The 25,562-nt window shown below is 45.4% G+C and carries 22 protein-coding genes and 1 pseudogene; 17 read left to right on the forward strand and 6 right to left on the reverse strand.

The genetic code is table 11. From position 1 onward, the window contains the following. Positions 1-248 precede the first annotated feature (248 nt). The 4 genes from AB6E52_RS02610 to murQ are packed head-to-tail and all read right to left on the reverse strand — an operon-like array spanning position 249 to position 5,553. The gene (locus AB6E52_RS02610) at positions 249-1,241 is read right to left on the reverse strand and encodes an OmpG family monomeric porin (protein WP_017065119.1); all 993 of its coding nucleotides are present in this window, start codon (positions 1,239-1,241) and stop codon (positions 249-251) included. A gap of 21 nt (positions 1,242-1,262) precedes the next feature. Then, entirely contained in the window at positions 1,263-3,158 is a 1,896-nt protein-coding gene (locus AB6E52_RS02615; protein WP_102320946.1) for a glycoside hydrolase family 3 protein, read from the reverse strand. A gap of 12 nt (positions 3,159-3,170) precedes the next feature. After that, complete coding sequence (gene murP, locus AB6E52_RS02620; protein WP_102320947.1) at positions 3,171-4,622, reverse strand: PTS N-acetylmuramic acid transporter subunit IIBC; 1,452 nt, start codon at positions 4,620-4,622, stop codon at positions 3,171-3,173. A 28-nt stretch (positions 4,623-4,650) separates the two neighbouring features. Continuing rightward, a complete protein-coding gene (gene murQ, locus AB6E52_RS02625) occupies positions 4,651-5,553 on the reverse strand; it encodes an N-acetylmuramic acid 6-phosphate etherase (RefSeq protein WP_102320948.1) in 903 nt (300 codons plus the stop codon). A gap of 227 nt (positions 5,554-5,780) precedes the next feature. Between murQ and AB6E52_RS02630 the strand changes: the two genes are divergently transcribed. After that, positions 5,781-6,635 carry an SIS domain-containing protein gene (locus tag AB6E52_RS02630; protein WP_017065115.1) on the forward strand — a complete coding sequence of 285 codons (855 nt, stop codon included), beginning with the start codon at positions 5,781-5,783 and terminating at the stop codon, positions 6,633-6,635. Positions 6,636-6,682: 47 nt separating this feature from the next. On the opposite strand, the gene AB6E52_RS02635 is transcribed toward AB6E52_RS02630, so the two are convergent. Further along, the gene (locus AB6E52_RS02635) at positions 6,683-8,722 is read right to left on the reverse strand and encodes an acetoacetate--CoA ligase (protein WP_102320949.1); all 2,040 of its coding nucleotides are present in this window, start codon (positions 8,720-8,722) and stop codon (positions 6,683-6,685) included. Between the two features lie 199 nt (positions 8,723-8,921). Between AB6E52_RS02635 and phhA the strand changes: the two genes are divergently transcribed. The 8 genes and pseudogenes from phhA (at position 8,922) to AB6E52_RS02675 (ending at position 14,408) form a co-directional block, all read left to right on the forward strand. Beyond that, on the forward strand, positions 8,922-9,716 hold the full coding sequence (gene phhA, locus AB6E52_RS02640) for a phenylalanine 4-monooxygenase (protein WP_102320950.1): 795 nt from the start codon (positions 8,922-8,924) through the stop codon (positions 9,714-9,716). Further along, the gene (locus AB6E52_RS02645) at positions 9,706-10,044 is read left to right on the forward strand and encodes a 4a-hydroxytetrahydrobiopterin dehydratase (RefSeq protein ID WP_017065112.1); all 339 of its coding nucleotides are present in this window, start codon (positions 9,706-9,708) and stop codon (positions 10,042-10,044) included. The genes phhA and AB6E52_RS02645 overlap by 11 nt, the downstream gene beginning before the upstream one ends. A gap of 141 nt (positions 10,045-10,185) precedes the next feature. Continuing rightward, complete coding sequence (locus tag AB6E52_RS02650; RefSeq protein WP_102320951.1) at positions 10,186-11,286, forward strand: Fic family protein; 1,101 nt, start codon at positions 10,186-10,188, stop codon at positions 11,284-11,286. 135 nt (positions 11,287-11,421) lie between these two features. Beyond that, complete coding sequence (locus AB6E52_RS02655; RefSeq protein ID WP_017066729.1) at positions 11,422-11,928, forward strand: hypothetical protein; 507 nt, start codon at positions 11,422-11,424, stop codon at positions 11,926-11,928. A gap of 217 nt (positions 11,929-12,145) precedes the next feature. Continuing rightward, positions 12,146-12,355, forward strand: coding sequence for a DUF3283 family protein (locus tag AB6E52_RS02660; RefSeq protein ID WP_004732615.1), 210 nt, complete (start codon positions 12,146-12,148; stop codon positions 12,353-12,355). Positions 12,356-12,451: 96 nt separating this feature from the next. Beyond that, the gene (locus AB6E52_RS02665) at positions 12,452-13,168 is read left to right on the forward strand and encodes a YebC/PmpR family DNA-binding transcriptional regulator (RefSeq protein ID WP_017057670.1); all 717 of its coding nucleotides are present in this window, start codon (positions 12,452-12,454) and stop codon (positions 13,166-13,168) included. A 187-nt stretch (positions 13,169-13,355) separates the two neighbouring features. Further along, positions 13,356-13,520 (forward strand): annotated as a pseudogene (locus AB6E52_RS02670) (LysR family transcriptional regulator); the annotation flags it as partial. 12 nt (positions 13,521-13,532) lie between these two features. Then, entirely contained in the window at positions 13,533-14,408 is an 876-nt protein-coding gene (locus AB6E52_RS02675; RefSeq protein WP_017070192.1) for an NAD(P)-dependent oxidoreductase, read from the forward strand. Between the two features lie 192 nt (positions 14,409-14,600). On the opposite strand, the gene AB6E52_RS02680 is transcribed toward AB6E52_RS02675, so the two are convergent. Next, on the reverse strand, positions 14,601-15,281 hold the full coding sequence (locus AB6E52_RS02680; RefSeq protein ID WP_133151240.1) for a hypothetical protein: 681 nt from the start codon (positions 15,279-15,281) through the stop codon (positions 14,601-14,603). A gap of 356 nt (positions 15,282-15,637) precedes the next feature. Between AB6E52_RS02680 and AB6E52_RS02685 the strand changes: the two genes are divergently transcribed. From AB6E52_RS02685 to AB6E52_RS02720, 8 genes are all read left to right on the forward strand, one after another. After that, the gene (locus tag AB6E52_RS02685) at positions 15,638-16,318 is read left to right on the forward strand and encodes a hypothetical protein (RefSeq protein WP_102320952.1); all 681 of its coding nucleotides are present in this window, start codon (positions 15,638-15,640) and stop codon (positions 16,316-16,318) included. 66 nt (positions 16,319-16,384) lie between these two features. Then, entirely contained in the window at positions 16,385-17,083 is a 699-nt protein-coding gene (locus AB6E52_RS02690) for an ABC transporter ATP-binding protein (RefSeq protein ID WP_102320953.1), read from the forward strand. Next, on the forward strand, positions 17,071-18,369 hold the full coding sequence (locus tag AB6E52_RS02695) for an ABC transporter permease (protein ID WP_017061256.1): 1,299 nt from the start codon (positions 17,071-17,073) through the stop codon (positions 18,367-18,369). The genes AB6E52_RS02690 and AB6E52_RS02695 overlap by 13 nt, the downstream gene beginning before the upstream one ends. Beyond that, the gene (locus AB6E52_RS02700; RefSeq protein ID WP_102320954.1) at positions 18,362-19,144 is read left to right on the forward strand and encodes an outer membrane lipoprotein-sorting protein; all 783 of its coding nucleotides are present in this window, start codon (positions 18,362-18,364) and stop codon (positions 19,142-19,144) included. Before AB6E52_RS02695 ends, AB6E52_RS02700 begins: the two co-directional genes overlap by 8 nt. Positions 19,145-19,153: 9 nt before the next feature. Continuing rightward, entirely contained in the window at positions 19,154-20,446 is a 1,293-nt protein-coding gene (locus tag AB6E52_RS02705; RefSeq protein WP_102320955.1) for a hypothetical protein, read from the forward strand. Continuing rightward, entirely contained in the window at positions 20,446-21,480 is a 1,035-nt protein-coding gene (locus AB6E52_RS02710) for a sensor histidine kinase (protein ID WP_017061259.1), read from the forward strand. Before AB6E52_RS02705 ends, AB6E52_RS02710 begins: the two co-directional genes overlap by 1 nt. 72 nt (positions 21,481-21,552) lie before the next feature. Further along, positions 21,553-22,419, forward strand: a complete 867-nt coding sequence (locus AB6E52_RS02715) for a LytTR family DNA-binding domain-containing protein (RefSeq protein WP_102320956.1) — start codon at positions 21,553-21,555, stop codon at positions 22,417-22,419. A 239-nt stretch (positions 22,420-22,658) separates the two neighbouring features. Beyond that, complete coding sequence (locus AB6E52_RS02720; protein ID WP_102320957.1) at positions 22,659-25,433, forward strand: pitrilysin family protein; 2,775 nt, start codon at positions 22,659-22,661, stop codon at positions 25,431-25,433. The last annotated feature ends 129 nt before the right edge of the window (positions 25,434-25,562 follow it).

Below are 25,562 nucleotides of genomic sequence, written 5' to 3' on the forward strand. Positions count from 1 at the left end.
CTGATGTAAACGCAAATACTTTTCCCTTACGCTACCAAAACCGTTTTTGGACTATTCTGTTCTAGCCTGATTGCTCATTTAGCAATATACGAATATCTTCACGTATTGGAAAGTCGCTTGATTGAGTGTGCAGTTTTATTGGTGCAGATTAGTATCAATGAAACGGGAGAAGTCATGATCATTAGTATACCAACCGGAGAACGCGCCTCCGGTTGGTATGTTGTTACATCGAAAATATAATCAAGCTGTTACCACTTATACTTCCAACCCGCTTGAGCTAGATAGAATTTCTGGCTGTTGTCTGAACCACTGGTTAGGCCCGCAGACTTAGACTCATCCCACTTGGTTTCTTCGTAAGCCATACCTACCCACAACGTTGATTTAGGGCTCAGTTTATAGTCGATATTCAAACCTAAACGCAGCCCGTCGTCTGTCTCATTGACGACGTTGTAGTTGTTTGACGCATCATAGATTTTCTCGTTGATGAAGTAGCGGAAATAAGGCATCACGCTCCATTTGTCATTAATTTTAGTTGGGAAGTACCCACGAATCTGGTTTTGTTCCCAGTTCTTGTTTTGGTCGTTATCCCAAGTCCAATCGGTGTATAGGTAGACTTTTGCTGTGAAACTATCACTGTGTTTATACGCAAAACCATGCTCCGCTTCCCACTCGTAATCGTTCTCTCCTACGAAGCGATCATAGTAGTAAAACGCATCCCAGTAAGAGAATGAGAGTTTATCGGTGATCTTAAACTCACCACTAGGCATTATCCAGTACAGGTTGTTGCTGCCACGAGCATCTGTTCCCGGTGCAGAGTCGTTAGATTCTTTTCGGTATGTAGCGTTCAGATTAAAGACCACATCATCGTTGCGAACTAAGTTACGAGTCGCACCAATCTGAGTACGGTTTCGTTGAAACGAGTTATCTGTGTTATTTAGATCCTCAGTGATCGAACGGCGCGCCACTTTATGTTCAAGAAAATAGCTCCATTTGGAGTTAGGGCTATTAATGAATAGCTGTGCGACTGGGGTGAGTTTGTCTATCACTGCATTGCCATCAGGGTCTCTGTGCCCTTCAAACTTTTCCATTTCCATGTAAATGTTCGACGCAACGTTCCACTCAGAGGTAAAGTTTTGGGTTAGCTCTTCCGTTTCAACTTTTACGGCGTTGTCTTCAGTCGCAAGCGCGAGACTAGGTAGAAGCAGTGCTAGTAGGGTAGCTCCAGACTTTTTATTTATCATTTTTATTATTCCTAGGACGAATTATTGGTAGTTCACTGAATGGCCGAATGGGTAAATAACGTCACCGTTGTCATTTTTTACATCTACTGGAAGAGTTCCTGTTGGTGCGTTCAGAGGCAGTCCCGTTTGAGGGTTTAAAAACAAGGTGCGAATACCAGAGCTAATGTTTGCTTCAAGTGAATTGCGGTCATTGTTGGTCACGTCGAACCCTGTGATACCGTAAATAGCGATGTTCGCTTGTACACCGTCTACATGGGCAATGTCGTAAGGATTACGCGTTGAAATCATCACCAGTTTTTTGCCTTCAGCGTTCGCGATATCTACGATTTTCTGAGCATTTGCCGCGTGGCCCATTAGGTTGTATGTCGACATGATAATCAGATCGGACTTTACAATGGTGCTACGAAGCTCATTTTCATTTAAGTTATCTTCCATTAATGCCGCTTTCTGCTCGCTAATGAACATTGGGTGATTACCTGTCTCTTGTTTCACAACGTTCAGGTACTTGGTTACAAGTGCATTGCGGCTATCTTCATCAGAAATAACTAGGATATTGCTGGCTTCACTTGGATCGACAGGCAATACATTATTTTGGTTTTCAATAAGCGTGATTGATGCATCAGCGACCTTTTTCTCTTCAAGTTTGTTCGCTTCAGAGCCTACTGAGTCGATGGCAAACTGTTTGTCTGTGGTTTGGTAAACCAGACCCATTTGAAGCTTTTTCTTTATAACGCGAGTTGCGGCTTCTTTCATACGCTCAAGGAACTCTGGATTGGTTTCCATTTTGTCTTCTAGGTAGACAAATAGGCTTTCCAACTGTTTGATTTCTTCTTGGTTGGTAATTTGAAGCGGCATCAAAGCAATATCAGCACCGGCGACCAGTGAAGCGTGAACCGCGTAGTTGCGATCAAAGTTGTCAGCGATGGCCCCCATATCGAGCGCATCGGTCACAATCAGGCCATCAAAGCCAATTTGGTCACGTAAAACCCCTGTCAAAATAGGTTTAGAGAACGTTGCTGGAATCAACATTTCTTTGTCACTTAAGGTCGCTTTGATCATGGTGTCATCTACGCTTGGTAGCGTCACGTGCGCAGACATAATTGAATCGGTACCGTGCTCAATCGCGTACTTAAATGGGGCAAGGTCGATCGCTTCCCACTCTTCGCGCGAGTAGCTCACTTCTGGTAAGTCGTAGTGAGAATCGACGCTCACATTGCCATGCCCAGGAAAGTGCTTCAGTGCACTGATGACGCCAGCTTCATGAATACCATCCATGTAGGCGGTAGACATTTCATTGATCACATCAACATTGCTGCTGTACGAGCGCACACCAATGATCGGGTTGTTCTGGTTCACATTGACATCAACCACAGGGCCGAAGTTGTAGTTAATGCCTAAAGCGGACAGCTCTGAGCCGTGAATCTGGCCAGCAACGTAAGCATTGTTCGCGTCACCAGAGGCAGCTAGCGCCATGTTTCCTGGCATCTCTGTGCCATTCTGCAATCGAGTGACGTAACCGCCTTCTTGGTCAGTCGCGATGAGAAGAGGTAGGTTACTGCTCGCCTCTTGCAAGGCATCAGTGAACTCGACGATTTGATTCGAATTCACTAGATTTTGGCGAAATAGAATTACACCGCCGATATGGTAGTCGGTGATCATCGAGCTTATGTCATGGTTAATTCGAGTTACAGGGATCTCTTCATCGGTGTATGGGTCTTTGCCCCACGAGCGAAAATCCATCATCAATGTTTGACCGATTAACTCTCTGTTATTCATCATACTTACGACGCTTTCAGCGTATTTTTCTGGTTGTTGCTGGTACTGCTCTAGGTCTTGATTACTGAATTTATTCATGCCACTCGAACAACCCACAACAGACAATACTGCTGTACTCAAAATGATCTTATTCAATTTCATCACTGCTTTTACCTAAGTTAAATCAACGTTTTTGGAACCAAACATGTACGTAGCAAAGAAACCCACGACATACGAAATAAGAAGACCAATAACAAACACCGCCATCCCTGCAAAAATACCGCTGTTAGAAGTCATTAATGGCACAGCGACAATACCCGATGGGCCAAACACTGTATTTAAACCGACTGGCATCCCTAAGTAAGAGACCAATCCAATAAAGAACCCGCCTGCTGCACCGCCAATACAAGCGGTAACAAACGGTTTTACTCGTGGAAGTGTGACGCCGTAAATCAGCGGCTCACCTATACCCAACAAACCAGGCACAATAGCCCCTTTGACTTGAGTGCGAAGAAGAGAGTCTTTTTGGGCTTTGAAGTACAACGCCATTGACGCGCCGACCTGACCGCCACCCGCCATCGCCAAGATTGGGAACAGAGAGTTAAAGCCTTGCGCTTCCATAAGTGCAAAATAGACAGGAACAAACCCTTGGTGAATACCAAACACGACAGAGATAAGAAATAGGCCAGCCAGTAAAGCGGCACCAAATGGGTTGTCGTTTAAGTTAAGGAATAACCAAGACATGCCTTTGAACAACTCGCCACCAATCGGCATGATCAACAAGTAGGTGACCGCGCCCATAATGAGAAGCGTGACGACAGACGTTAGGATCATATCGAGGTCATCGGGCATGTATTTTCGAACCAGTTTCTCTACGTAAGCACCGGTGATTGCCGCGAGTAATACCCCAATGATGTTGCCACGCGGGTCGATAGAGAATCCGAAAAACTCATTCATCCCTGAGTAGACGCCGGACGTGGCGGTTGGGTCATATCCCAAGACGAACAGTGAAGCCAGAATCGCCCCGTTAACGCCAGAGCCGCCAAAGGCTTGCTGGGCGTTATAGCCAATCAGAATGCTCAAAAAGGCAAAAAGGCCGGTACCAAATACTTTCATGTAGGCAACAAGGTCTAACAGCGACTTGCTTGGTTCTTGATCGATAATGTAGGTCTGCTCAAGTAAGGTTGCAAAACCAAGCAACAGACCCGCCGCGATAAAGCCAGGGATTAAGGGGGTAAAGATGGTAGCGAACTTACTAAGAAATCGCTGTACTCCACTGGTTTGCTTGCTCTTCATTTGCTTTTTTTGTTCAGCCGCAACCGTAGACAAATCTTCCTCTGCATTAGTTTGTTTTACGGTCGCTTCAGGCTGCTCAAGCATCAAGCTGTTCATCAGATCAGAAGCTTGTTGCGCTTTACCTGGCCCAAGAATGATCTGAAGTTGTTCGTCACTCTCTACCACACCCAGAACGCCTGGGGTTTTCTTGATGGTATCCAGAGACGCTTGATTGATGTCTACGAGGGCTAAACGTAAGCGGGTCATGCAGTTCCCACATTTACGAATGTTGCCACTGCCGCCAACGGCCAACAGTAAAGCTTCAATCATGGTAGGCGTTATTTTTGCCATTTGAATTACCTTTTATAACTGAATTTAATTATTCGTCGGCGAGTGCAGTTCGGATGAAACCACCGCTTTTATTGAGTCGTGCACAGGCTTCTTCGGCGCTGATGCCAGCCAAAATCATGAGAATTGCGGTTTTGCAGTTGTTATTACAAGCGTTAAGCGCATATTCAGCGTGTTTGCTGTCAACTCCGGTTGCTTCAATAACAATGTTGATTTGACGTTGGACGAGTTTGGCGTTGGTCGCCTCTACATCAACCATCAAATTTCCAAACACTTTCCCACTGCGGATCATGGCGCCGCTGGTCAACATATTGAGAACCAATTTCTGAGCGGTACCGGCCTTCATTCTTGATGACCCAGTCACCACTTCAGGGCCGACAACTGGAGTAATCGCAATGTCTTCGGAATTTGCCATTGGAGATCCGGGGTTACATGAAATTGACACAGTGGTCGCTCCGATGAATCGAGCATAGGTGAGGCCACCCAACACATATGGAGTTCGACCGCTCGCGGCTATTCCGACGACTACGTCTGACTCTGTTAGCGCCAACGATTTTAAATCTGCTTGTGCGATCGCAGGATCATCTTCCGCGTTCTCTACAGCTTTTAAGATGGCTTGGTGCCCGCCAGCAATAACGCCAATGACTTGTTCAGGGCTCGTGCCATAAGTCGGTGGGCATTCGCTTGCATCTAAAATGCCTAAGCGCCCAGAAGTGCCAGCGCCGATGTAGATTAATCGGCCACCTTTTGCAAAAGCACTTGTGATCGCGTCAACGGCTTTTGCAATGTGAGGAAGGACTTCTTCTACGGCTAACGCAACACGTTGGTCTTCTTTGTTGATGACGGCTAGCATGTCAATTGTTGATAGCTTATCAATGTCTGCGCTTGCAGGATTGCGGCTCTCTGTAACCAAACGGTTCAAATCGATCTTCATTACTTGTTCTCTTACCCAATACAAACTGAGGGCGATACTAAAGAATAAAATATTCCGTTTGAGTGATAAAAATCACAGTTAGAGTTATTCTGAAGTGGTGATTTAGGTGGAATAATTGTGATAAATTTATACTAAATCCCAGGCATTCCGACTTAAGTGGCGGTTTGAACTGAATATTCATTATTCTTCATTAGGAATATTTTATTCTAAAATAATCGAGGTGAAATGTGTCAGTCGTGAATAAAATTGTCAGCCGTCGTACTCAGCTCTCTGCCAATGCGAGAAAAATTGCGGATTGGATAACATCAAATGTGGAACAGGCAGCCTCATTGACAAGCCAAGAACTGGCGCAAGCGACCAACGTGAGTCAATCAAGTATCGTGAAATTTACGCAGCGAATTGGTTTTAAAGGCTACAGTGAATTCAAGTTAGCGCTGACGGAGGATATAGGTCGAAAGCACGCCATTCAAACCACCCCACTGCACAGTAATATTCTGGCCGATGACCCATTCAGCGTTATTTCTCAAAAGCTTGTGCAAGAAAAAACCGATGCGATGATCCAGACAACCAATGCGCTGTCACTTGATACCTGCACGGAAGCTATTCGACTGTTAGATGGTGCCAATAGAGTGCAAGTCGTGGGTATTGGAGGCTCAGCACTCACGGCAAAAGAGTTTAGCTTTAAATTGCTGAAATTAGGCATTACCGCTTTAGCAGAACAAGACAGTCACGTTCAGATAGCGATAGCCCGTACGCTTACCCCGCAAGATGTCCAAGTTGTTATTTCGTTTTCAGGGGAAAGAAAAGATGTGTTAATCGCCGCAGAAACAGCAAAGGAGCAAGGTGTTAAGGTCATCGCTCTTACCTCCGCTCGTAAAAGTAAACTTCGAAGCATCGCGGATTTATCCTTTGATACGATTGCTGATGAAAGCCAATACCGAAGTTCATCGATAGCATCCCGAACAGCTCAAAACATTATTACTGATTTGCTGTTCATTGCATTAGTGAAGCAAAGAGATGAATCAGCAAGACAGCTTATTGATGACATCAACTCAGATATTCGTCAGGTTTCGCATAGATAACTGGTTACTTTACTTTCTTCTAGCTTGGATTTTTTGAGATAGGAACACTAAAGCGAAACAACACTCTTTATCTCTTCCAAAACCTCGGCGTTAGCGATAGCCCCGAGGTTTTCTACATTTTTGCCATTGATCACCTGTTTCACAGCCAACTCCACCAGTTTGCCAGATCGTGTTTTTGGCACATCGCTGATCGCAAATATCTGGCTTGGCACGTGTCTTGGCGAACAAGAGGATTTGAGTTTGCTTTTGATGGCTGTCAGTAACTTTTCATCTAAACTCACACCTTGCTGCAGCTGAACAAACAGCCATACCTGTTCATTGCGGTCGATGTTTTTACCGACTGCTATCGAATCGATGATGCCGTCAATGGTGTTCACTTGCTGATAGATTTCGGCCGTACCAATTCGCACGCCACCGGGGTTGAGTGTGGTGTCGCCTCGCCCGTAGAACAGGTAGCCGCCATGTTCGCTCTGTGCGACTTCATCACCGTGATGCCACACATTGTCGAACCTATCCCAATAGGTGCTGTGATAGCGCTCTCCGGTGTCATTCCAAAAGCCAGCGGGGAAGTTGGGTAGGGAGTTGGTGCATACTAATTCGCCACGTTCGTGATCGACCTTTTGACCAGACGAATTGAACACCTTGATGTCGACGCCGAGCCCGGCCTGTTGGCACTCACCGCGATACACAGGCGAGATTGGGTTACCCAAAACAAAGCAGCCACAAATATCCGTGCCGCCAGAAATCGACGCTAAATGCAGATCTTGCTTGATGTGTTTGTAAACGTAATCGAACTGCTCTGGGTAAAGCACAGAACCCGTCGAGCACAGTGTTCTTAATTGAGGCAGAGAGTGGCTGTCGATTGGTGAGAGTTCGGCTTTCTCAATCGCTTCTATGTACTTGGCTGAGGTGCCAAATGTCGATACGTCAGCACGCTGCGCTAAATCCCATAGAACGTTAGGTTGCGGGTAAACCGGGCTACCATCAAAGATAACCAAACAAGCACCGCTGGCGAGCGCAGATACGTGCCAGTTCCACATCATCCAACCACAAGTGGTGTAGTAGAACACGCGATCTCTTGGTTTAATATCGCAATGAAGCTGATGCTCTTTTAGGTGGTTGATGGTAGTGCCACCGACAGAATGCACTATACATTTGGGTTTGCCTGTGGTGCCGGAAGAGTGGAGTACAAACAACGGTTCATTGAAGCCGACACGAGTAAATCGAAGAGGTTTTGTCTGATAGTGATTAATGATGCTGTGCCAGCTTAGAATCGACACATCATGTTCAACTTTTTTCTTCTCTAAATCGCTCTTCTCTAAGTCATTACTCGGTTTCAAATAACCGATCTCACACACCTGTTTTAATTCGTTTAAGTGTTCGATGATTTCACGGTTCTTGCCCGCCATATCGAACGTTTTGCCATTGAAGGTGTAACCGTCACAGGTGAACAGCACCTTAGGTTTCACCTGTCCGAATCGCTCAATCACACTCTCTACTCCAAAATCAGGCGAGGTCGATGTCCAAATCGCGCCTAAGCTGGTGGCGGCTAGCATGGCTATCACGGTTTGTGGCAGATAGGGAGTATACGCAGCAACTATATCACCTTGTTTCACTCCGCTATCGACAAGCCATTGCTGAACACTAGAGACAGCTTCACACAGGGTTTCCCATGTATAACTCTGTTGTTCGCCACGTTCATTCTCAAACCAAATCGCAAGCTCATCAGGCATGGTGTGTGCCAAACGCAGCAAGTTCTCGGCGTAGTTTACTTGTGCATTGGGAAACCAAACCGCATCACGGTTCGATTTAGGCTGCTGCCAGCGGCTCCCACCTTGAGCTTTGATGGTCTCGCTTTCTGCCTTGTTAATAGAGTCTTGTGAGCCGACTACTCCACAAAACTGCCACACGTTTTGCCAAAACGATTCCGGCTGAACTACAGACCATTGGTGGAGTTCGGCATAGTTTTTTACGTCCCTATCTAGGTTTAACCAAGACTGTTCAAGGCTATCGATGAATCGGGTTAAGTTGGCATTGGCGATACGCTGCTCGCTTGGCTGCCAAATGGGCTTATTGCTTTCGTGCATTCCTTTACCTTTAACAAAAAGTTAACGTTTTCAGTCTGGTATTTAGGTTTTACAAAGTCAAAAGTTCAGCAAAATAAGCGCTTGGTGGAATTGTGTAAATAAAATGTTACACGATCGCTTGTTTCGAAAAATCGCGCAAATTGGCGCTTATAAGGAGTGGAGATAGGCTTAAAGTGAGACATTCGAAAGGAGGTGTGTAATGACTCAATATCATTCTAAGCCCGTGAGCCAAGAGGGATGGGTTGAGTGGAGCCTCGAAGAAGATGCCATTTGGCACGACTTGGTGAAAAGGCAACTGGACGTCATTAGTGACCGCGCTTGCGATGCCTATTTGCACGGTCTGACCTTGCTGGATCTGCCATTGGACAGAGTTCCTCAGTTGCCAGAGATAAATAAAGTGCTAATGGAAACAACCGGTTGGCAAGTTCAGCCTGTGCCTGCATTGATCGATTTCGACCGATTCTTTGATTTGCTCGCCAACAAGAAATTCCCAGTTGCGACATTTCTGAGAACGCGAGACGAGTTCGATTACTTACAAGAACCTGATTTCTTTCATGAAATTTTCGGCCATTGTGCCATGCTCACTAATGCCGATTTCGCGGCTTTCACTGAGCATTATGGAAAACTAGGCCAAGCCGCCACATCTAAACAGCGCTCTTATCTTGCCCGTTTGTATTGGTTTACGGTTGAGTTCGGTTTAGTAAAAGAAGGCCAACAACTGAAAATCTATGGCGGTGGCATTCTTTCGTCTCCAGCGGAAACTATGTATGCGTTGGGAGGGGATTTGGCCGTTCGCGAGCGGTTCGATCTGCAAACGGTTTTAAGAACGCCTTATCGTATCGACATCATGCAGCCGAAATATTACGTGATCGACGAGCTATCTGAGCTCTTTAAAATCAGTCAGGAAAACCTATTACAGCAAGCTGATCTCGCCATCGATGCGGGGTTACTACCACCACTTTTTGAACCCAAGGAACCAACACATGTTGAATGAACAAAAATGCGAAGCCTGCAGTATCGACGCGATTGCCCTAAGTGAAGATGAACAACAATCTTTACTGTTGGAGTTGTCAGACTGGCAGATCATCGAAAGAGACGGCATCCCGCAGCTTGAGAAGGTGTTCAAGTTTAAGAACTACAAGCAAGCATGGGCATTCAGCAACATAGTGTCAGAACTGGCAGAAGAAGAGTTCCACCATCCTTCGATCTTATTGGAGTGGGGCAAAGTCACCGTCACTTGGTGGAGCCACTCAATCAAAGGCCTGCACAAAAATGACTTCATCTGCGCCTCACGCTGCGATGTGTTCGCGGTGAGTGAATAGTTTTGTAGGTTAGGAGTTACTCTTGCAACCTCTGTGATGCGATTAACTCATTATTCGGCTCATAATGTGAGTTGAATAATTGCCTTAAACAGCTCATAGTATGAGTTTAATAAGTGATACTTTCGCATCATGGGGCGTAATATGTGGATTTGGCAGCAAGATAATTGGCCAAACTTTGTTTGGGATAATCAGAGAATAGGCGTGAGGTTAAGAGAAGTTCGGCTTAATCAGGGCATTTTATTGGGTAAGATTACCTCCCAGTCGGCAGACCAATCCCAAACCATGCTCGACACCTTATTAGCGAACATAGTCCATTCCAGTGCGATTGAGGGAGAAAAGCTTAATGCTTTCTCGGTCCGGTCTTCTTTAGCCAATAAACTCGGTGTCAGTGAAGATCGACCTTTTCCAACGACAGAACAAACCGATGGCCTAGCTGAAATTATGTTGGATGCGGTGCAGAACCTAACAGAGCCACTAGCGCTTGATAGGATCTTACATTGGCACGATAGACTGTTTCCTCAAGGCTACACCATGTTTAACCCTGTAGTTGGAGGTCAGCTACGAGGTGACGCTCCGATGCAAGTGGTATCAGGAAGAATTGACCGCCCAACCGTGCACTTTGAAGCGCCTAGCCGAGACATTCTTGATGCTGAGCTAGATACATTTATCAAATGGTTTAATGATTCACTTACCGACGCCACACTCGATCCTCTATTGCGAGCCGCAATCACTCACCTTTGGTTTATCACCTTACACCCGTTAGATGATGGTAATGGTCGTATTACTCGATTGTTGACCGACTTGGCGTTAGCACAGGCCGAGCAGCAGTCGGTACGCTTCTATGCGATGTCGGTGGGAATTCTCGCTAACCGCAAGCATTACTACGAGATATTGGAGCGAACCCAGAAAGGGGGACTCGATATTAGCGAATGGTTGATGTGGTTCTTAGATACGTTAGACGAGACGTTTACAGGCGTTTTCGCTGAGGTCGACCAAACTGTATATAAGACTAACTATTGGCGCAGCATCGATCAAACCAAGCTTACGGCAGAACAAGTAAAAGTGCTGAATAGGATGCTCGATGGTGATTTTTCAGAAGGTATCAATGCCAGTCAATATCAGAAAGTAGCAAAGGTGAGCAGCGCCACAGCAACACGTCATTTGAACGCTTTGATTGAGCATGGCTGCTTAGTTAAATCTGGTTCTGGTGGCAGAAGCACGCGCTATCTGTTGCCGGAGTAGGGCTCACTTCAATTTATATACTTAAAGGTGCTGAGAATGTTGGCAGTTCTTTAGCCACAGAAGGTTGTTAAACGAGCCAACTTATAGGTTAAATCTCGCTCCTTCTTTTTACTACTATTAAAATGTGCAAATACAATGACAAATGAAGAAATACAATTATATAACGATATAGTTAAGTCTGGGTTTCCTGTATTAGGGACATTATGTGGTGGTTTAGTTGGTGCAGCATCAACTTATCTTTTAACAAAGTTGAATAACGACAATGACGAAAAGAAAGACGCTCAAAAGCTGCGGAATGATCTGTTAATGAAAACTGCAAATGATGTAGCAGAATTTGAGCATTTAATGGCGATTTATACGACTACATTAGCGAATTATCTAAGAGATCAAGTCGATGACGGCTCTTTGAAAACAGCTTACCTAAATTCATTCAATAGTAATCTAACTTTACGTAAGGCTAGAATGAATCTCCATATTCTCGGAATGGAAGCATCGTTAGAGTTATTAGAAGGGTATGTTGAGGCTACAAGAGAAGTGCTAGCTTATGGAAAGCGGTTAGATATAAAAAGAGCTATTGAACTAAATCAGAAGATATCTAAGGGTCCAATTTTATTCTATCAATCATTATCGATCGATCCTTAACGCCTTTTTGTTGTTTAGCAAGCTAACTTTCAAAACTCTGCTTTTCACTTTTTAGTTGCTCTTCACCAAACGCACTTTCCCAAACTAGCTTGACCTGCATCAGTGACTTGCTTGGTTTCGGGTCTCATAAACCCTTTCTGTTACTCATAGTATTGGTTTTATGAGGCTGCTCTATGATATATTTCTCGGCCAAGCGTATTACAGACGAAGGCTAATAATGTCTATCAACCTTTCACTCCTTCCACCCAGTGAGAAAAATAAAATCGAACTGGATAAGCAAGCATCGTTTCTTGTATGGAAACTGAAGCAAGCGAAATGTGGCCCTGAAGCCATTGTTGAAGAAGCAATGAAGCTAGGTGACCCAGAAGAAAAGGCTTGGTTTGATCAGTCTGTAGAAAAATACAAACGGGTAATGGGTGTCGCATAAACGCAGACAAACCTTGCCCAGCAGTGCTGTAGAATTGAAATGACACAGTAATTTGCTAGAATTTGCACCGTTAATTGAATCAGAGAGAAGATCCCGATGGGAAGAAGTTTTGAAGTGCGCAAGGCCTCAATGGCGAAAACTGCAGGCGCAAAAATTAAAGTTTATTCTAAATACGGTAAAGAGATTTACGTACTGGCTAAGAACGGCAGCTCTGACCCAGACATGAACCTACCTCTTAAGCACCTGATTGCTAAAGCGAAGAAAGACCAAGTACCAGCTCACGTTATCGACAAAGCGATCGATAAAGCGAACGGCGGCGGCGGTGAAGACTTCCAACCAGCTCGTTACGAAGGTTTTGGCCCAGGTGGCACAAGCGTAATCGTTGACTGTCTAACTGACAACGGCAACCGTACTTTCCAAGACGTTCGCCAATGTTTCGTTAAGACTGGTGCGAAAATCGGTGTTGAAGGTACTGTTTCTCACATGTTCGCTCACCAAGCTGTATTCCAGTTTAAAGGCGAAGACGACGAGATCATCCTAGAAACGCTAATGATGGAAGACGTAGACGTGACTGACGTTGAGCTAGAAGACGGTGTTATCACTGTATTCGCTCCAACGACTGAGTTCTTCAAAACGAAGACTGCACTAAACACTGCGTTCCCAGAGCTAACGCTAGACGTTGAGGAAATCACTTTCGTTCCCCAAACAACTACGCCAGTAGCTGAAGAAGATTCTGAGAAATTCCAGAAGTTCTTAGACATGCTTGACGACTGTGATGACGTTCAGCAGGTTTACCACAACGCTGAGCTGTAATATCAATCTATAATTGATAGCTTTGCTCTTGTGAGTAAATGTAGAATACAAAAAACCGAGCCTAGTGCTCGGTTTTTTTATGAACGTTATACCTGATTTTCCTTGATCATCGTTCCATAATGTACGGCTGACAAAGCGTTCTCTGGTCGCGATTTATCGCTGAACTTCATTATATTGTTCGTCTTATCCCGACATGAATCTGATTTAAGTACTCCCTGAGTATCATCGGGGTGATCGCCAAGCGTATTTAGTGTACAAAGAAAGAAAATATCAGCCAAAGGCTTTGACCCTGCTTATTGATGCATTGATTGAGAGTGTTCGATCTTTTCATAGCGATGGTTTGGTCAAATAAAAGGAGAAAAAAATGAAAGTAAGTTTTATCGGGCTAGGCGTTATGGGTTTCCCAATGGCAGGCCATCTAGTCAAAGCCGGTTTTGAAGTAACGGTATTTAACCGCACTCACAGTAAAGCGCTAGACTGGGCTGATAAACACCAAGGTAAAGCGGCAGAATCTGTGGCTGAATGTGTAGCGGAAGCTGACGTGGTATTGGTTTGTGTGGGCAACGATGACGACGTACGCAGCATGACAACCAGCGAAACAGGCGCATTGGCAGCGATGAAGCCAAACGCGATTCTTGTCGATCACACTACAACGTCTGCAGTTCTGTCTGAAGAGCTTGAAGTGGCAGCGAAGCAAGCCGGTATTCGCTTTATGGATGCACCTGTATCTGGTGGCCAAGCGGGCGCAGAAAATGGCGTGCTAACCATCATGTGTGGTGGCGAACAAGCGCTTTTCAACGACCTTCAACCTGTGTTCGAGGCTTACGGTAAGTCGTCAGTTCTTATGGGTAAAGTCGGCCAAGGCCAACGCGCGAAAATGGTTAACCAGATCTGCATTGCAGGAGTGTTGAATGGCTTATCTGAAGGCTTAGTGCTTGCTGAAAAATCAGGTTTGGATATCCCAACTCTGGTTGATTGCCTTAAAAACGGCGCTGCTGGCTCATGGCAGATGGAAAACCGTGCTACCACAATGGCACAAGACAAGTTCGATTTTGGCTTTGCAATTGATTGGATGATCAAAGACTTAGGTTTCTGTCTAGATGAAGCTGAGCGCCAAGGCATCCAGCTTCCACTGACTGAAAAGACCAACAACGCCTACAAGGCACTGTCTGCCGAAGGACAAGGCCGCATGGATACATCAGTATTGATGAAAGCCGTGGTTGAAGAGACAAAGAAGTAGTCGCATCGAAGAAGCAGTAAAAGCTTCGTTTGAAAATTAAAAATAGCCGCTGATTAGCGGCTATTTTTGTTTGGTTTGAGCTCTTTTAAACGTATTGAATTTTCTGTTTGATTCCTAATTCAGCAATCTATGAATTATCAATGGGACGAAAATCGTTAAAATAGATGTCCAAAATTGATGATTTAAATGAGTTTATTCACCTTTATCGATTTGCTCTTTCTGAACTTGATTGGCTTTCTGTTTAACTGCTGATGCTTTCTCTTCGGTTGCTTTCTTGATTTGAGTTGATTTTTCAACGGCTTTTTCTGAGGCTTTTGAAGAGTAGTGTTTCAAGATTACATCTAATGCCTCGAAGCGAGGGTGAAGTTTGTAACCTACAAACATAAAAATGTTTAACGAAATGAAGCCAAGTAGTAAGGCGACAATGCCAATATTTGCGCTTTGTAGAGCTAATTCAATGATCTGTCCCAGTTCACCACCACGACGCCCCCCCATCATTTGCGCCATTTCATTTAAATCACCGATGGCTTGAAACAAGTGGTAATAAAGATACGCTAATGACACTGCACCAATGCCTTTTGCTACGATTTTTGGTAAGCCAAGAGCGCAGGATGCTGAGCCTACAATCATTAGTAAGACTATAGTGAACCCGTAGACATCTAAACCTGTAATTGATTCAGACACTCCCCACATTTTGATAGTAATTGCAGGTAAGAAAGACCCAATTGCAACGAGACCATATGATGCAGTTCCAAGTTTGTTTAGAACTTTTGGCGTTTGAGTTTCGTTAGCATTAACTGTTGTTGCTTCCATGATATTGATAAATCCATAACTAATTTGATATAAACATTGAACCATTTCAATGTGCAACAATATTGTATTAACTTTGTCTCGTATTTTAAAGCTGTAAGTGGTTATGCGAATGATTTATTTCAACAATTACTCATCGATCTCCTGAATCACCGTTTCTATTCCGAAGATTACAAAAACAATACATAGCTCCAATGTATCAGGTATGTTTATGTCTACCCAGTATGAATAATTAGTAAATATGGGTTGTGCAAAATAAGCACGACTTTTACTGAAATACAATAACTGAATCCTATATCCCCACTCACACCGCCTCTCAACCATTCACTCCTCATTATTACCATTCGTCGCATTGGTAAAACTGCGCGACAAATTCTAGTTAACCTTTCAACGTCAACATTTGAAAGGGATTAGAAATTATGACTACTTCACACTCATTTAATTCAGGCTCTACCGCTTCTCTGCTTAAGCGTTCATTACTGATTGCACTTGTTTCATTCGCACCCACTTTGGTGCAGGCCAACCCGAGTTCAGACGTGCTCGATATCTATAACCAAGCCGCGCAAGGCAATGAAGATTTGGTTGAGGTGGCGTATGAACGCCTTAACGAAACCTTACAACAAGACGGAGCGACACCACTGACCTTGGTTTACCTCGGAAGCACAGAAACCCTGATGGGGCGTGATGCGTTCTTACCTTGGAACAAGATGAAGTATGTGGAGAAAGGCTTATCAACCATTGATAAATCACTGGTGCTGCTAAAAGACGAAGACCAACCGATTCATGAGCAACCTCGTGTTCAAGGGCTGCCAGATTCTTACTTAACTCGCGCAATGGCCGCGGTGACTTACACCTCGCTACCAGACATGTTTAACCATTTTGATCGTGGTTATGACCTGTTCCTCGCGTTACTCGCGGAAGATGATTTCCAACAGCAACATTTCGCTGCGACATCGTGGATTTACCGTTACGCCATTACTGCATCGATTCGTGCTGAGGACTTCGAGCAAGCACAGGTGTGGCTTGAAAAGATGGAAAACACCGATGCTGGCAACATCGAGACAATGACGGCGAAAGCCCTAATAGCGAAAGCCAAATAGCGGTTTACTAAAGCTCATTAACAACTGCGAACGCTTAAAAATTATGGGTCAGCGGAGGACAAAGGAATGATTGAATTTAAAGATATCGGCAAAGCATATGTCACGGGCGGTCAACGTGTTGATGCATTAAGCGGGGTCGATGGACATATCCGGCGCGGTGAAATGGTGGCGTTGTGTGGCCCGTCGGGTTCAGGGAAAAGCACACTTTTGAATATTTTGGGTTTGTTGGATATGGACTATCGAGGACAGATCAATATTGATGGCCAACCGTATCCGACTGAGCAAATCGCCGCTGCGCGTTTTCGTCGTCAGTCGCTGGGTTTTGTGTTTCAGCGCTTCAATCTGGTTCCAGTGATGACGGCACTTGAGAACGTGGCCTACCCATTGATGTTGAACCAATGTTCGAAACAAGAACAGCAGACCAGAGCACAAGAGATGTTGGAGCGTGTTGGGCTAGGCGAATATGTACATCATCGCCCAGACAATCTTTCAGGCGGCCAGCAGCAACGTGTCGCGATAGCCAGAGCGCTAATCCACAACCCAAGCTTAGTCATTGCCGATGAGCCGACCGCTAGCTTAGACAGTCACACCGCCAACCTTGTGATCGACATTATGAAAGAGCTCGGCCATGAAATGGGCACCACCTTTATTGTCGCAACGCATGACCCAAGAATGGCGCAGCGTTGTGACCGAGTCATTGAACTTATCGATGGTCAACTGGCACTACAAGCCACAGCAATGGAGGCAATCTCATGGGCAAGTTAACACAAAGAATGAGCACTTTTTTGCTTCCTACCTCGGTGCGTTTGGCGTGGCTTAATTTATTGAGAAACGGTCGCCGTAGTCTGCTTTCGGTATTGATCATCGCAATTGCCGTATTTGCGCTGACCTCGGCTGGAGGTTATGGGCTTTATACCTATGAATCTCTGCGTGAATCGACCGCGCGCGATACTGGTCATCTTACTTTGAGTACGCCGGGATATTTTGAGCAAGATGAAGACATGCCGCTGAGCAATGGTCTAGACAATGTTCAAGCCCTAACCAAGAGCATTATTGGCGACAGCGACGTGCGTGGTGTGCAGCCTAGGGTCTATTTTAGCGGCTTGGTTTCTAACGGCAGCAAATCGACCATTTTTATGGGAACGGGTGTCAATGAGCGTGAGTTCGACATGAAAGGTCCTTTCTTAGATGTGCGCAGCGGTCAGACCCTCTCGGATGTGAAATCGCCAAGATACGACAGCCAAGAGCCACAAGTGATGCTGGGAACTGACCTTGCTCGTAATCTCAAAGTTGCCGTTGGCGATTGGGTGACACTGCTCGCGACTACCAGTGACGGCGCATTGAACGCTTTTGATTTTAAGGTGCAGGGTATTTACTCGACAGGAGTGCCTGAGCTGGATAAGCGTCAGTTATACGTACACATCACCACTGCCCAAGAGCTTTTAGCGTCAGACAAAGTCAGTACCTTGTCGGTGTTTCTATTTGAAACAAGCAAGACCTCGACCGTTCAACAGCGTATCCAAACAGCTTTAGATCGAAATAGTGCGAGCCAAAGCGATCAAGGCACAGAGATCGAGATCACCCCGTGGCAAGATCGCGCGTTTTTCTACACCAAGGTGAAAGATCTTTACGACCGTATCTTCGGCATCATGGGCGCGGTGATGGCATTGGTAGTGTTTGTGTCGTTGTTTAACACCATGACCATGTCGGTGACCGAGCGTACTCGTGAAATTGGCACCTTGTCGGCACTAGGCAGTTACCCGTCTGAAATCGTCGCAGGTTTCTTAAAAGAGGCGGGATTGTTGGCTGTGATTGGCAGCGCGATCGGCGCGTTAGTGAGTGGCTTCGTGTCGGTGTTATTGCTGGTGGTGGATATCCAAATGCCACCACCTCCCGGCAGAACCGAGGGTTACCCACTCAACATTTACTTCTCATTGGAATTAGTTGGTTACGCCACTTTAGGTGTGTTGACGATATGTTTGCTAGCTGCTTATTTTTCTGCTCGCAAAGGCGTGAATAAGCCAATCACGGAGGCGCTGGTTTATGTATAAATTTACTCGTTCACTCACTGTTTTAGGTTCTGTATTGGTTTTGGTTCTAGCATCGGCACCAAGCTGGGCTATCGATTCACAGCAAGTTACCGAGATGATTGCTAAGGCAGACAGCTACCGTTTGAACAGCGAACAGGCATCAAAAGTGGTATCTCTGGTCGCGCTATATCAAGACGAGCAACTAGACAAAACCCGCGAATACAACGTCTACACAAGACCAAACCGAGAGTCGCTGGTCGTGTTCAAGTCGGCGGTCGAGGCGGGTCAAAAGATGCTGATGATAGAGGACAACTATTGGTTACTGATGCCGAAATCGCGCCGACCTATCCGAATCACACCAATGCAGAAACTCTTGGGTGAAGCCTCGGTAGGCGATATTTCAACGCTGACGTGGAGTGAAGATTACCAAGGTAAGTGGGTTGCCGAGCAACAGGTTGAGAGGTCGACTGGCGAGACACTCGATACTTATCATCTAAAGCTAACGGCGAAAACCAAGGGGGCGAGTTACCAGTCGATTGATCTGTGGTTAACAGCAGACCGTGCATTCCCAGTTAAAGCGGATCTGTATCTGCGTTCTGGAAAACTGGCGAAACAAGCTTGGTTTACTGAAGGCGTGCGTGATGGATTACCAACAGTGGTGTCGATGACCTTGCTCGATAAGATTCAGCCGAGTAAGAAAACCGTGATTGAGTACCGCGAGGTGAGTGAACAAGCCTTGGCTGACAAATACTACAACCCTGCTTACTTATCGCGTAACAGCGTGTCTGGGCTGTAGGTGAGCGTCATGAAAGCTTCCAATTGCCGATTCCACATAAAGCCTTCAATCGCTACTTTGCTTGCTTTGTCTTGTGTGAGTAACACGATTCAAGCGGACGACCTGAGCTTGGCGTGGGATTGGCAACTCAGTGCAGAAGTGATTGAATCGAGAGAGTCACCATTTAGCCCTTTAGCGTCTGATAATCGTCAGTCTTTAAATGGCTTGCTGGATCTAGAGGTTGGATATAACAATTGGCTTGGTCTGTTCGCAGTTAAAGCCAACGATATTTTGAGCAACGATCCACAGGGGAATGAGGCGAGCTTTGAATCGGAATTCATTGTGCGCGAGCTGTTTTGGCAAGGTGGTGTTGAACTGTCTAATTCAGCGTTCGGTGACCACTATCTTGATGTCACGCTTGGCAAGGTTCGTTTGGATTGGGGCGTGGGCTATGGCTATCGACCGTTAGACATCATCAAACCTTATCGACAAAACCCAGTGGGCATTGTCGCAGAAGAGGGCGCAGGTGTTGCCTCGGCGTCACTGTTCGATATGACGGGCGAATGGACACTGCTTTACAGCGATTCGTCATGGACTTCCCAAGACGTAAATGAATTCGAAAAGCAGAATCAGCAACAAGGCTTTGGGATACGTCGTTACAATCTGGTTGGCGACCACGAATATCAATGGATCGCTTATTACGACGATGTACGCCACGGCTTGCTTGGAGCGAGCTTGGTGTCGGTATTAAATCTCGCGTGGGAGTTTCACGGTTCGATGGTTTATCAGCGACAAAGTTTGGGTTACAGCCAGCCTAACTCACTGCTTAAACCGGTTTATCTTGAAGAGCAGGGCGAGGCTTATCAAGCGTTAGCAGGATTAACATGGGCCAATGACACGGGCCATAATGTGGTGCTGGAATACTGGTTTGATAGCCGTGCTTGGAGTCATTCTGAGTGGCAAAGCGCGATAGAAAGTGCAGAGTCTTTGTCGGTTAATCCGATGACATCTTCGTTGGTAGGTTCTTATGCGCAAGGCTATCAGCACGCCAATTTGGTTCAACACAACATCATGTTTCATTGGTCTCTGGATTCGACACATGGCTGGCTTGAAGATATCACGCCAACATTCGATGTCATGTTGTCTCCTCAAGATGGCGGTTTTATTGCGACTCAGTGGCTCAATTATCAGGCTTTAGATAATGGCAATTCATCGTTGGATTTGGAACTTGCTGCACGCTTTCTAGGTGGTAAAAGTGATTCTGCTTACGCCAGTTTACCCGATAGTCATATGATTCTCTTAAATATCAAAGGACGATTTTAATGGACACTTCTTCAAACAGTCGATTTTCATGGATTAAGAGTTTCGCGTTCACCACGCTATTTTGTGTTCTTATTGCGATTACAACCCATACGATTTGGGGCGGCGGATTAACGGTTAACCTGGCAATCAGTTTTGGCTTTGGCTACAGCGCCGTGGGTTCTTCTTTCATCTTGGTGAAGTTGTTTAAGAGGACATCTCGAACGCTTGAGGTGGGTATCTCAATGGTGATCGCGATGACCTTTGGTACCTTGAACGCACACTATTGGTTGAACGGGTATTTCGGGGCTAATATCTCGGATCTTAAATCTGTAGTCTTGCTCGGTGTGATCTTCTGTTCGGTTTGCTATTACTATTTCTATACTCGGGAGCAGCAGTTACGTGCCGATAACGAATTGGAAGTGGCCAAGCGTCGTCAGGCCGACCAAGAAAAGGTGGTGGTGCTAAGCCAGCTTAAACAACTGCAAAGCCAAATTGAACCGCACTTCTTGTTCAACACGCTTGCGACCATCAATGTATTGATTGAGAGTGACAGCGCGAAAGCCAAGTTGATGCTCGAAAAACTGACTGACTTATTGCGTGTAACTCTGAAAAACAGCCGCACTGAACAATCGACCATCGCACAAGAGGTCGACTTGTTAGACGCTTATCTTAATATCCAAAAGATACGCTTGGGTGAGCGCTTAACGTTCTCGATTGAAATACACGAGATTAGCGATTTGCAGGTGATTCCACCGTTCTTGATTCAACCTTTGGTCGAGAATGCACTCACGCACGGCATCGAGCCCAAAGCCGCTGGTGGCCAAGTGAATATTCGTATTACTCAACAAGCACAGCAGCTAAAAATTGAAGTGGCTGATAATGGCGCTGGGTTGAAAACGCCTTCTGCGAATACGGGTCACGGTGTTGGGTTAAGCAATATTCGTCAAAGAATCGAAACCCTGTATGGTGATAAGGCGAGCCTAACGATTACTGAACACGCTGAAGGCGGGGTAGTCTCGACGATCTTGTTACCGTTGACTGAGGCAGCCGCCTAGAATTACAGATCAGAAAACACCGAACAGTGACGCAAAATAGACGATTTACAGTGTGAATTTAAAGGACTAACCATGAACAACCCAACAGTACAGCCGAGCGTAACGGCGATAATCGCAGACGATGAAGCACTGTTAAGGCACCACTTAGACAAGAGCCTTGCTGAGGTTTGGCCGGAGTTAGAAATCGTCAGTAAAGCACAAAACGGTTTGGAGGCGATGGAGAGTATTCAGCAGCTTAAGCCCGACGTGGCTTTTCTCGATATTCGTATGCCGGAACTGGATGGTATCTCTCTGGCGAAACAACTCAACAAGTTAGATTCACCGCCATTGATTGTGTTTATCACGGCTTATGACGAATACGCGGTCAAAGCTTTTGATCACAATGCGATGGACTACCTGCTTAAGCCAATCAATGAAGAGCGTTTACTGGCCACATGTCAGAAAGTGCAAGCGCGTCTGTCGAGCAATCAAACACAAACAGGTACCACGCCAGAACAGCCCGATATCACGGCGTTAATGGCTCAGCTTCAACAACTATCCCAGTCGACGTCACAGCAAACGCAGCCTCCTTATCTATCGCAGCCCCTTTATCAACAGCAGAAGAAACATCTAACGTGGCTCAAGGCTAGCGTTGGAGAAGACATTCACCTAATAGCAGTCGATGATGTGGCTTACTTCAAAGCGGAAGACAAGTACGTGTCTATATTCAAAAAAGGCCAAGGCGGTTTGCTAGAGGAATTTATTCTTCGCGTGTCGCTAAAAGAGTTGATAGCGCAACTCAATCCTGATGAGTTTTGGCAAATCCACCGTTCAGTGGTAGTGAAAGTTTCCGCCATTGATAAGGTGAAGAAAGGGCTCTCAGGTCAGATGTCGGCGTATGTGTCAGGGGAAAAGCTACCGATCAGCCGTGCCTCGCAAGCGTTGTTTAAGGGTATGTAGAGAACTGGCTGAAATTTATGTAGCTTATTGATTTTAAATAGATGTAGTTAGCGAGTCTAAAATCGATGTATTAGGCTCTTATCAAAACACCACTTTAAATGAGCACAGCGATCTTACATAACGATTTATGATTTATAAAATAAAGATCTAGATCACAAAGATACTCATCAGGTTCAATATTAAATAATAATCGTTAGCTCAATCTGTATATTGTCGATGAATGACATTAAGAGGTTGTTATGAAAACATATTATTTAGCGACGGCTCTATGCCTCACCTTAGTTGGCTGTAGCTCAACATCAAAAACTACCGAAACGCCAATCCAGCCGGATCCGGCATGGACTTCAGGCCAACTAGAAAATGGCCTTACTTATCATGTTTATCCAGATCATGAAGAATCCGTATCTGTTCGTTTAGTCGTGCACGCCGGTTCGATTCAAGAGACTTCTCAACAAGAAGGCTACGCGCACTTCTTGGAACACATGGCATTCAATGGCAGTAAAAACTTCTCTCAGAACGATGTGATTCGTCTATTCGAAGACGCAGGCGCTAGCTTTGGTGCTGATATTAATGCCTACACTTCTTATGAAGAGACGGTCTACCAGTTAGATTTGCCAGATAACATCCAATTGCAGTCTGCTTTGACGTGGATGCGTGACATTGGTGATGGCCTGGATCTATCAAGTTCAGAAGTCGAAAAAGAAAAAGGCGTGGTTCTTGGTGAGTTCCGTATGGCTCGCCTCGATGATAAGTCATTCGGAGATATATATTATGATTACTTCGTTGAAGGCGGCCCGTACGAATCGCAAGATGCATTAGGGACTAAATCGTCGATCGTGAATGCTACTCCTCAAGGCATCAGCAACTTTTATCAGACTTGGTATCAACCTCAAATAGTTGAGCTGGTCGTTTCTGGTGATGTGGACATCAAAACTGTGATTCCACTTATTGAAGAAAAGTTTTCTAGCTGGGAGCGTGGCGATACGCCGAGACCAGAGAAACAGAAAACGACCTCATTCAATGAAGATGATTATGTTGAGTACGCAGGAAGAGAAGCGCCAAGCATCACTCTGACGTTTAACCGCGGTTCAAATATAGTTGAAAATCATGCTCAGCAGAATCAACGCAGGTTAGATGAAACCGCTCAACAATTGATTCAACGACGATTAGAAGCGGTGTTCAATGATGCCGCGTTACCGACTCAATGGATTGCGTCTGATAGCTATCGAATGGGCGCTTTGTACTATTCGTCAATAAGTGTTGGGTTTCCGGCTGGAGACCGTGAAGTTATCCAACAAGATCTGCTTTCTACATTGGCATCATTGCGTGATTTTGGTGTTTCGGAAACGGATATTGCTGGTGAACTGTACTACTACCAAGACTTGCTGGATAACATCGAGCATAACTGGGATAAAATGGACAGCGTTGAACACGCGAATTACAAAGTGAGTGCGTTAGTCAATGATCGAATCGTCCAATCACAGAAAGACTATCAAGCCAGCTTGGAAGCTTTCATCGCTAACTTGAGCCTTGAAGTGATTAACGACAACATCAAGAATCTACTTTCTGATGATTACTTTATTGTTATTGGGATGGACGACTCTGAAGACAGAACAGCGATCATCAACTCTCTCGATAGTTTAAAAGCCACGTATCGCGAGGCTGGAGTTGCGCCGCTTGCGATTGGAACAGCCAATGCTTTTGCTGTACCTAGCTCGCAAGGCGAGGTTGTACTTGCTGAACAAATGTCTGTCGACCCATACATCCAAAAGTGGACGTTAAGCAATGGCATCGACATGTGGTACCTGCGTGATTATGAGGCAGGTGACGATGTTGGGGTGATGTACATGAGCCTCGGCGGAAAAGCCGCTTTGGATCCGAGCCTGTACCCAGCTGTTGAGGTTGCGTTACCTACCTTCGCTCGAAGTGGTGTCGGTGAGTTTACGGGCTCTGAGCTTTTAGCGTACTTTGATCGTGAAAATATTAGCGCCGATTCTTTTATTGGTAATACTCGTCATGGTATTGAATTTAATATCAATAAAGACGGACTTAAAGATACGTTTGCTGCGCTTTATACCTTCATAACTGCGCCTAAAATTGTTCCCGAGCAGTTAGAGGCAGTGAAACAGGAGTTTGTACAAGGTCAAGAATCTTTCTTGAGCAGCCCTGTTGGCCAGTTTGAGCGCGCAAGAAACCAGAATATCTATCGTCAAGACAGTCGTCACCTCTTTGTTGATAAAGAACGTGTTGAAGCGGTTTCTGTGGAAGACGTCGCTAATCTTCATCAACAATTGTTTGGTCAAATGAGGCATAACCAATTGGTGATCGTGGGTGACATCGACCCAAGTGAATTAAAGCCTTTGGTTGAGCAATACTTGGCTTCGATTCCATTAGAAAAAGCTGAGGTTCCTGAATTTAAGGTGGCTTACAAGCAGCCATCTGAATCACGCATTGATTTAGCGATCAACAATGTGAATAGTGCAGAGTACATCTTACGAGTCCTCTCTGAACCTGAAGCCGAAACCGATCAAGGCGTAACGGCAAAAGATATCTTCACGGAAAACTTGCTAGAACGACTGCTGGCGGCTCGTTTAGATGCTTATATTCGTGAAGAGTTGAGCTTAGATTACTCGCCATATACGTATTCAGCAGCCGCAGATAGTGAGCTGAGTGGTGATTGGGTTATCGGGGCGATGGTAGCGCCGGAGAACGTTGACCAAGTCGAAGTGGCGATCGATAAAGTGATTGCAGACCTTTTACAGGGCGTCTCTGAAAAGGAAATGCACGCAGTCGTGAAACAGTTTGAAGCGGACTTCACGCCTCTCGAGATGAGCTCTATTGACCAAGCATGGTACCTGTCTCGTTATTTACTTCATGGTTACGATATCGAAGCTTTGTCTCAAGTTGAGCGAGTGGCGAGGTCGATCACTGCAGAAGACATGAATCAATTTGTCCAACGCATCTTTGGTGAAAATAGCCGTAAGGTTAAGAACATCATGCGTCCTAAAGCCTAAAGCCTAAAGCCTAAAGCTTGAAGCCAATAGAAAGAGACAGCTGAAAGCCAAGCGAGCACCGCTTGGCTTTCTTGTTGTGCGCCGAGCATGGCGTTGATCTAGGAGGTGAAAGTCCTCTACGGGCTCAGT

This window comes from Vibrio sp. 10N.247.311.13 (assembly GCF_041467595.1).
In the GTDB taxonomy this organism is placed as follows: domain Bacteria; phylum Pseudomonadota; class Gammaproteobacteria; order Enterobacterales; family Vibrionaceae; genus Vibrio; species Vibrio crassostreae_C.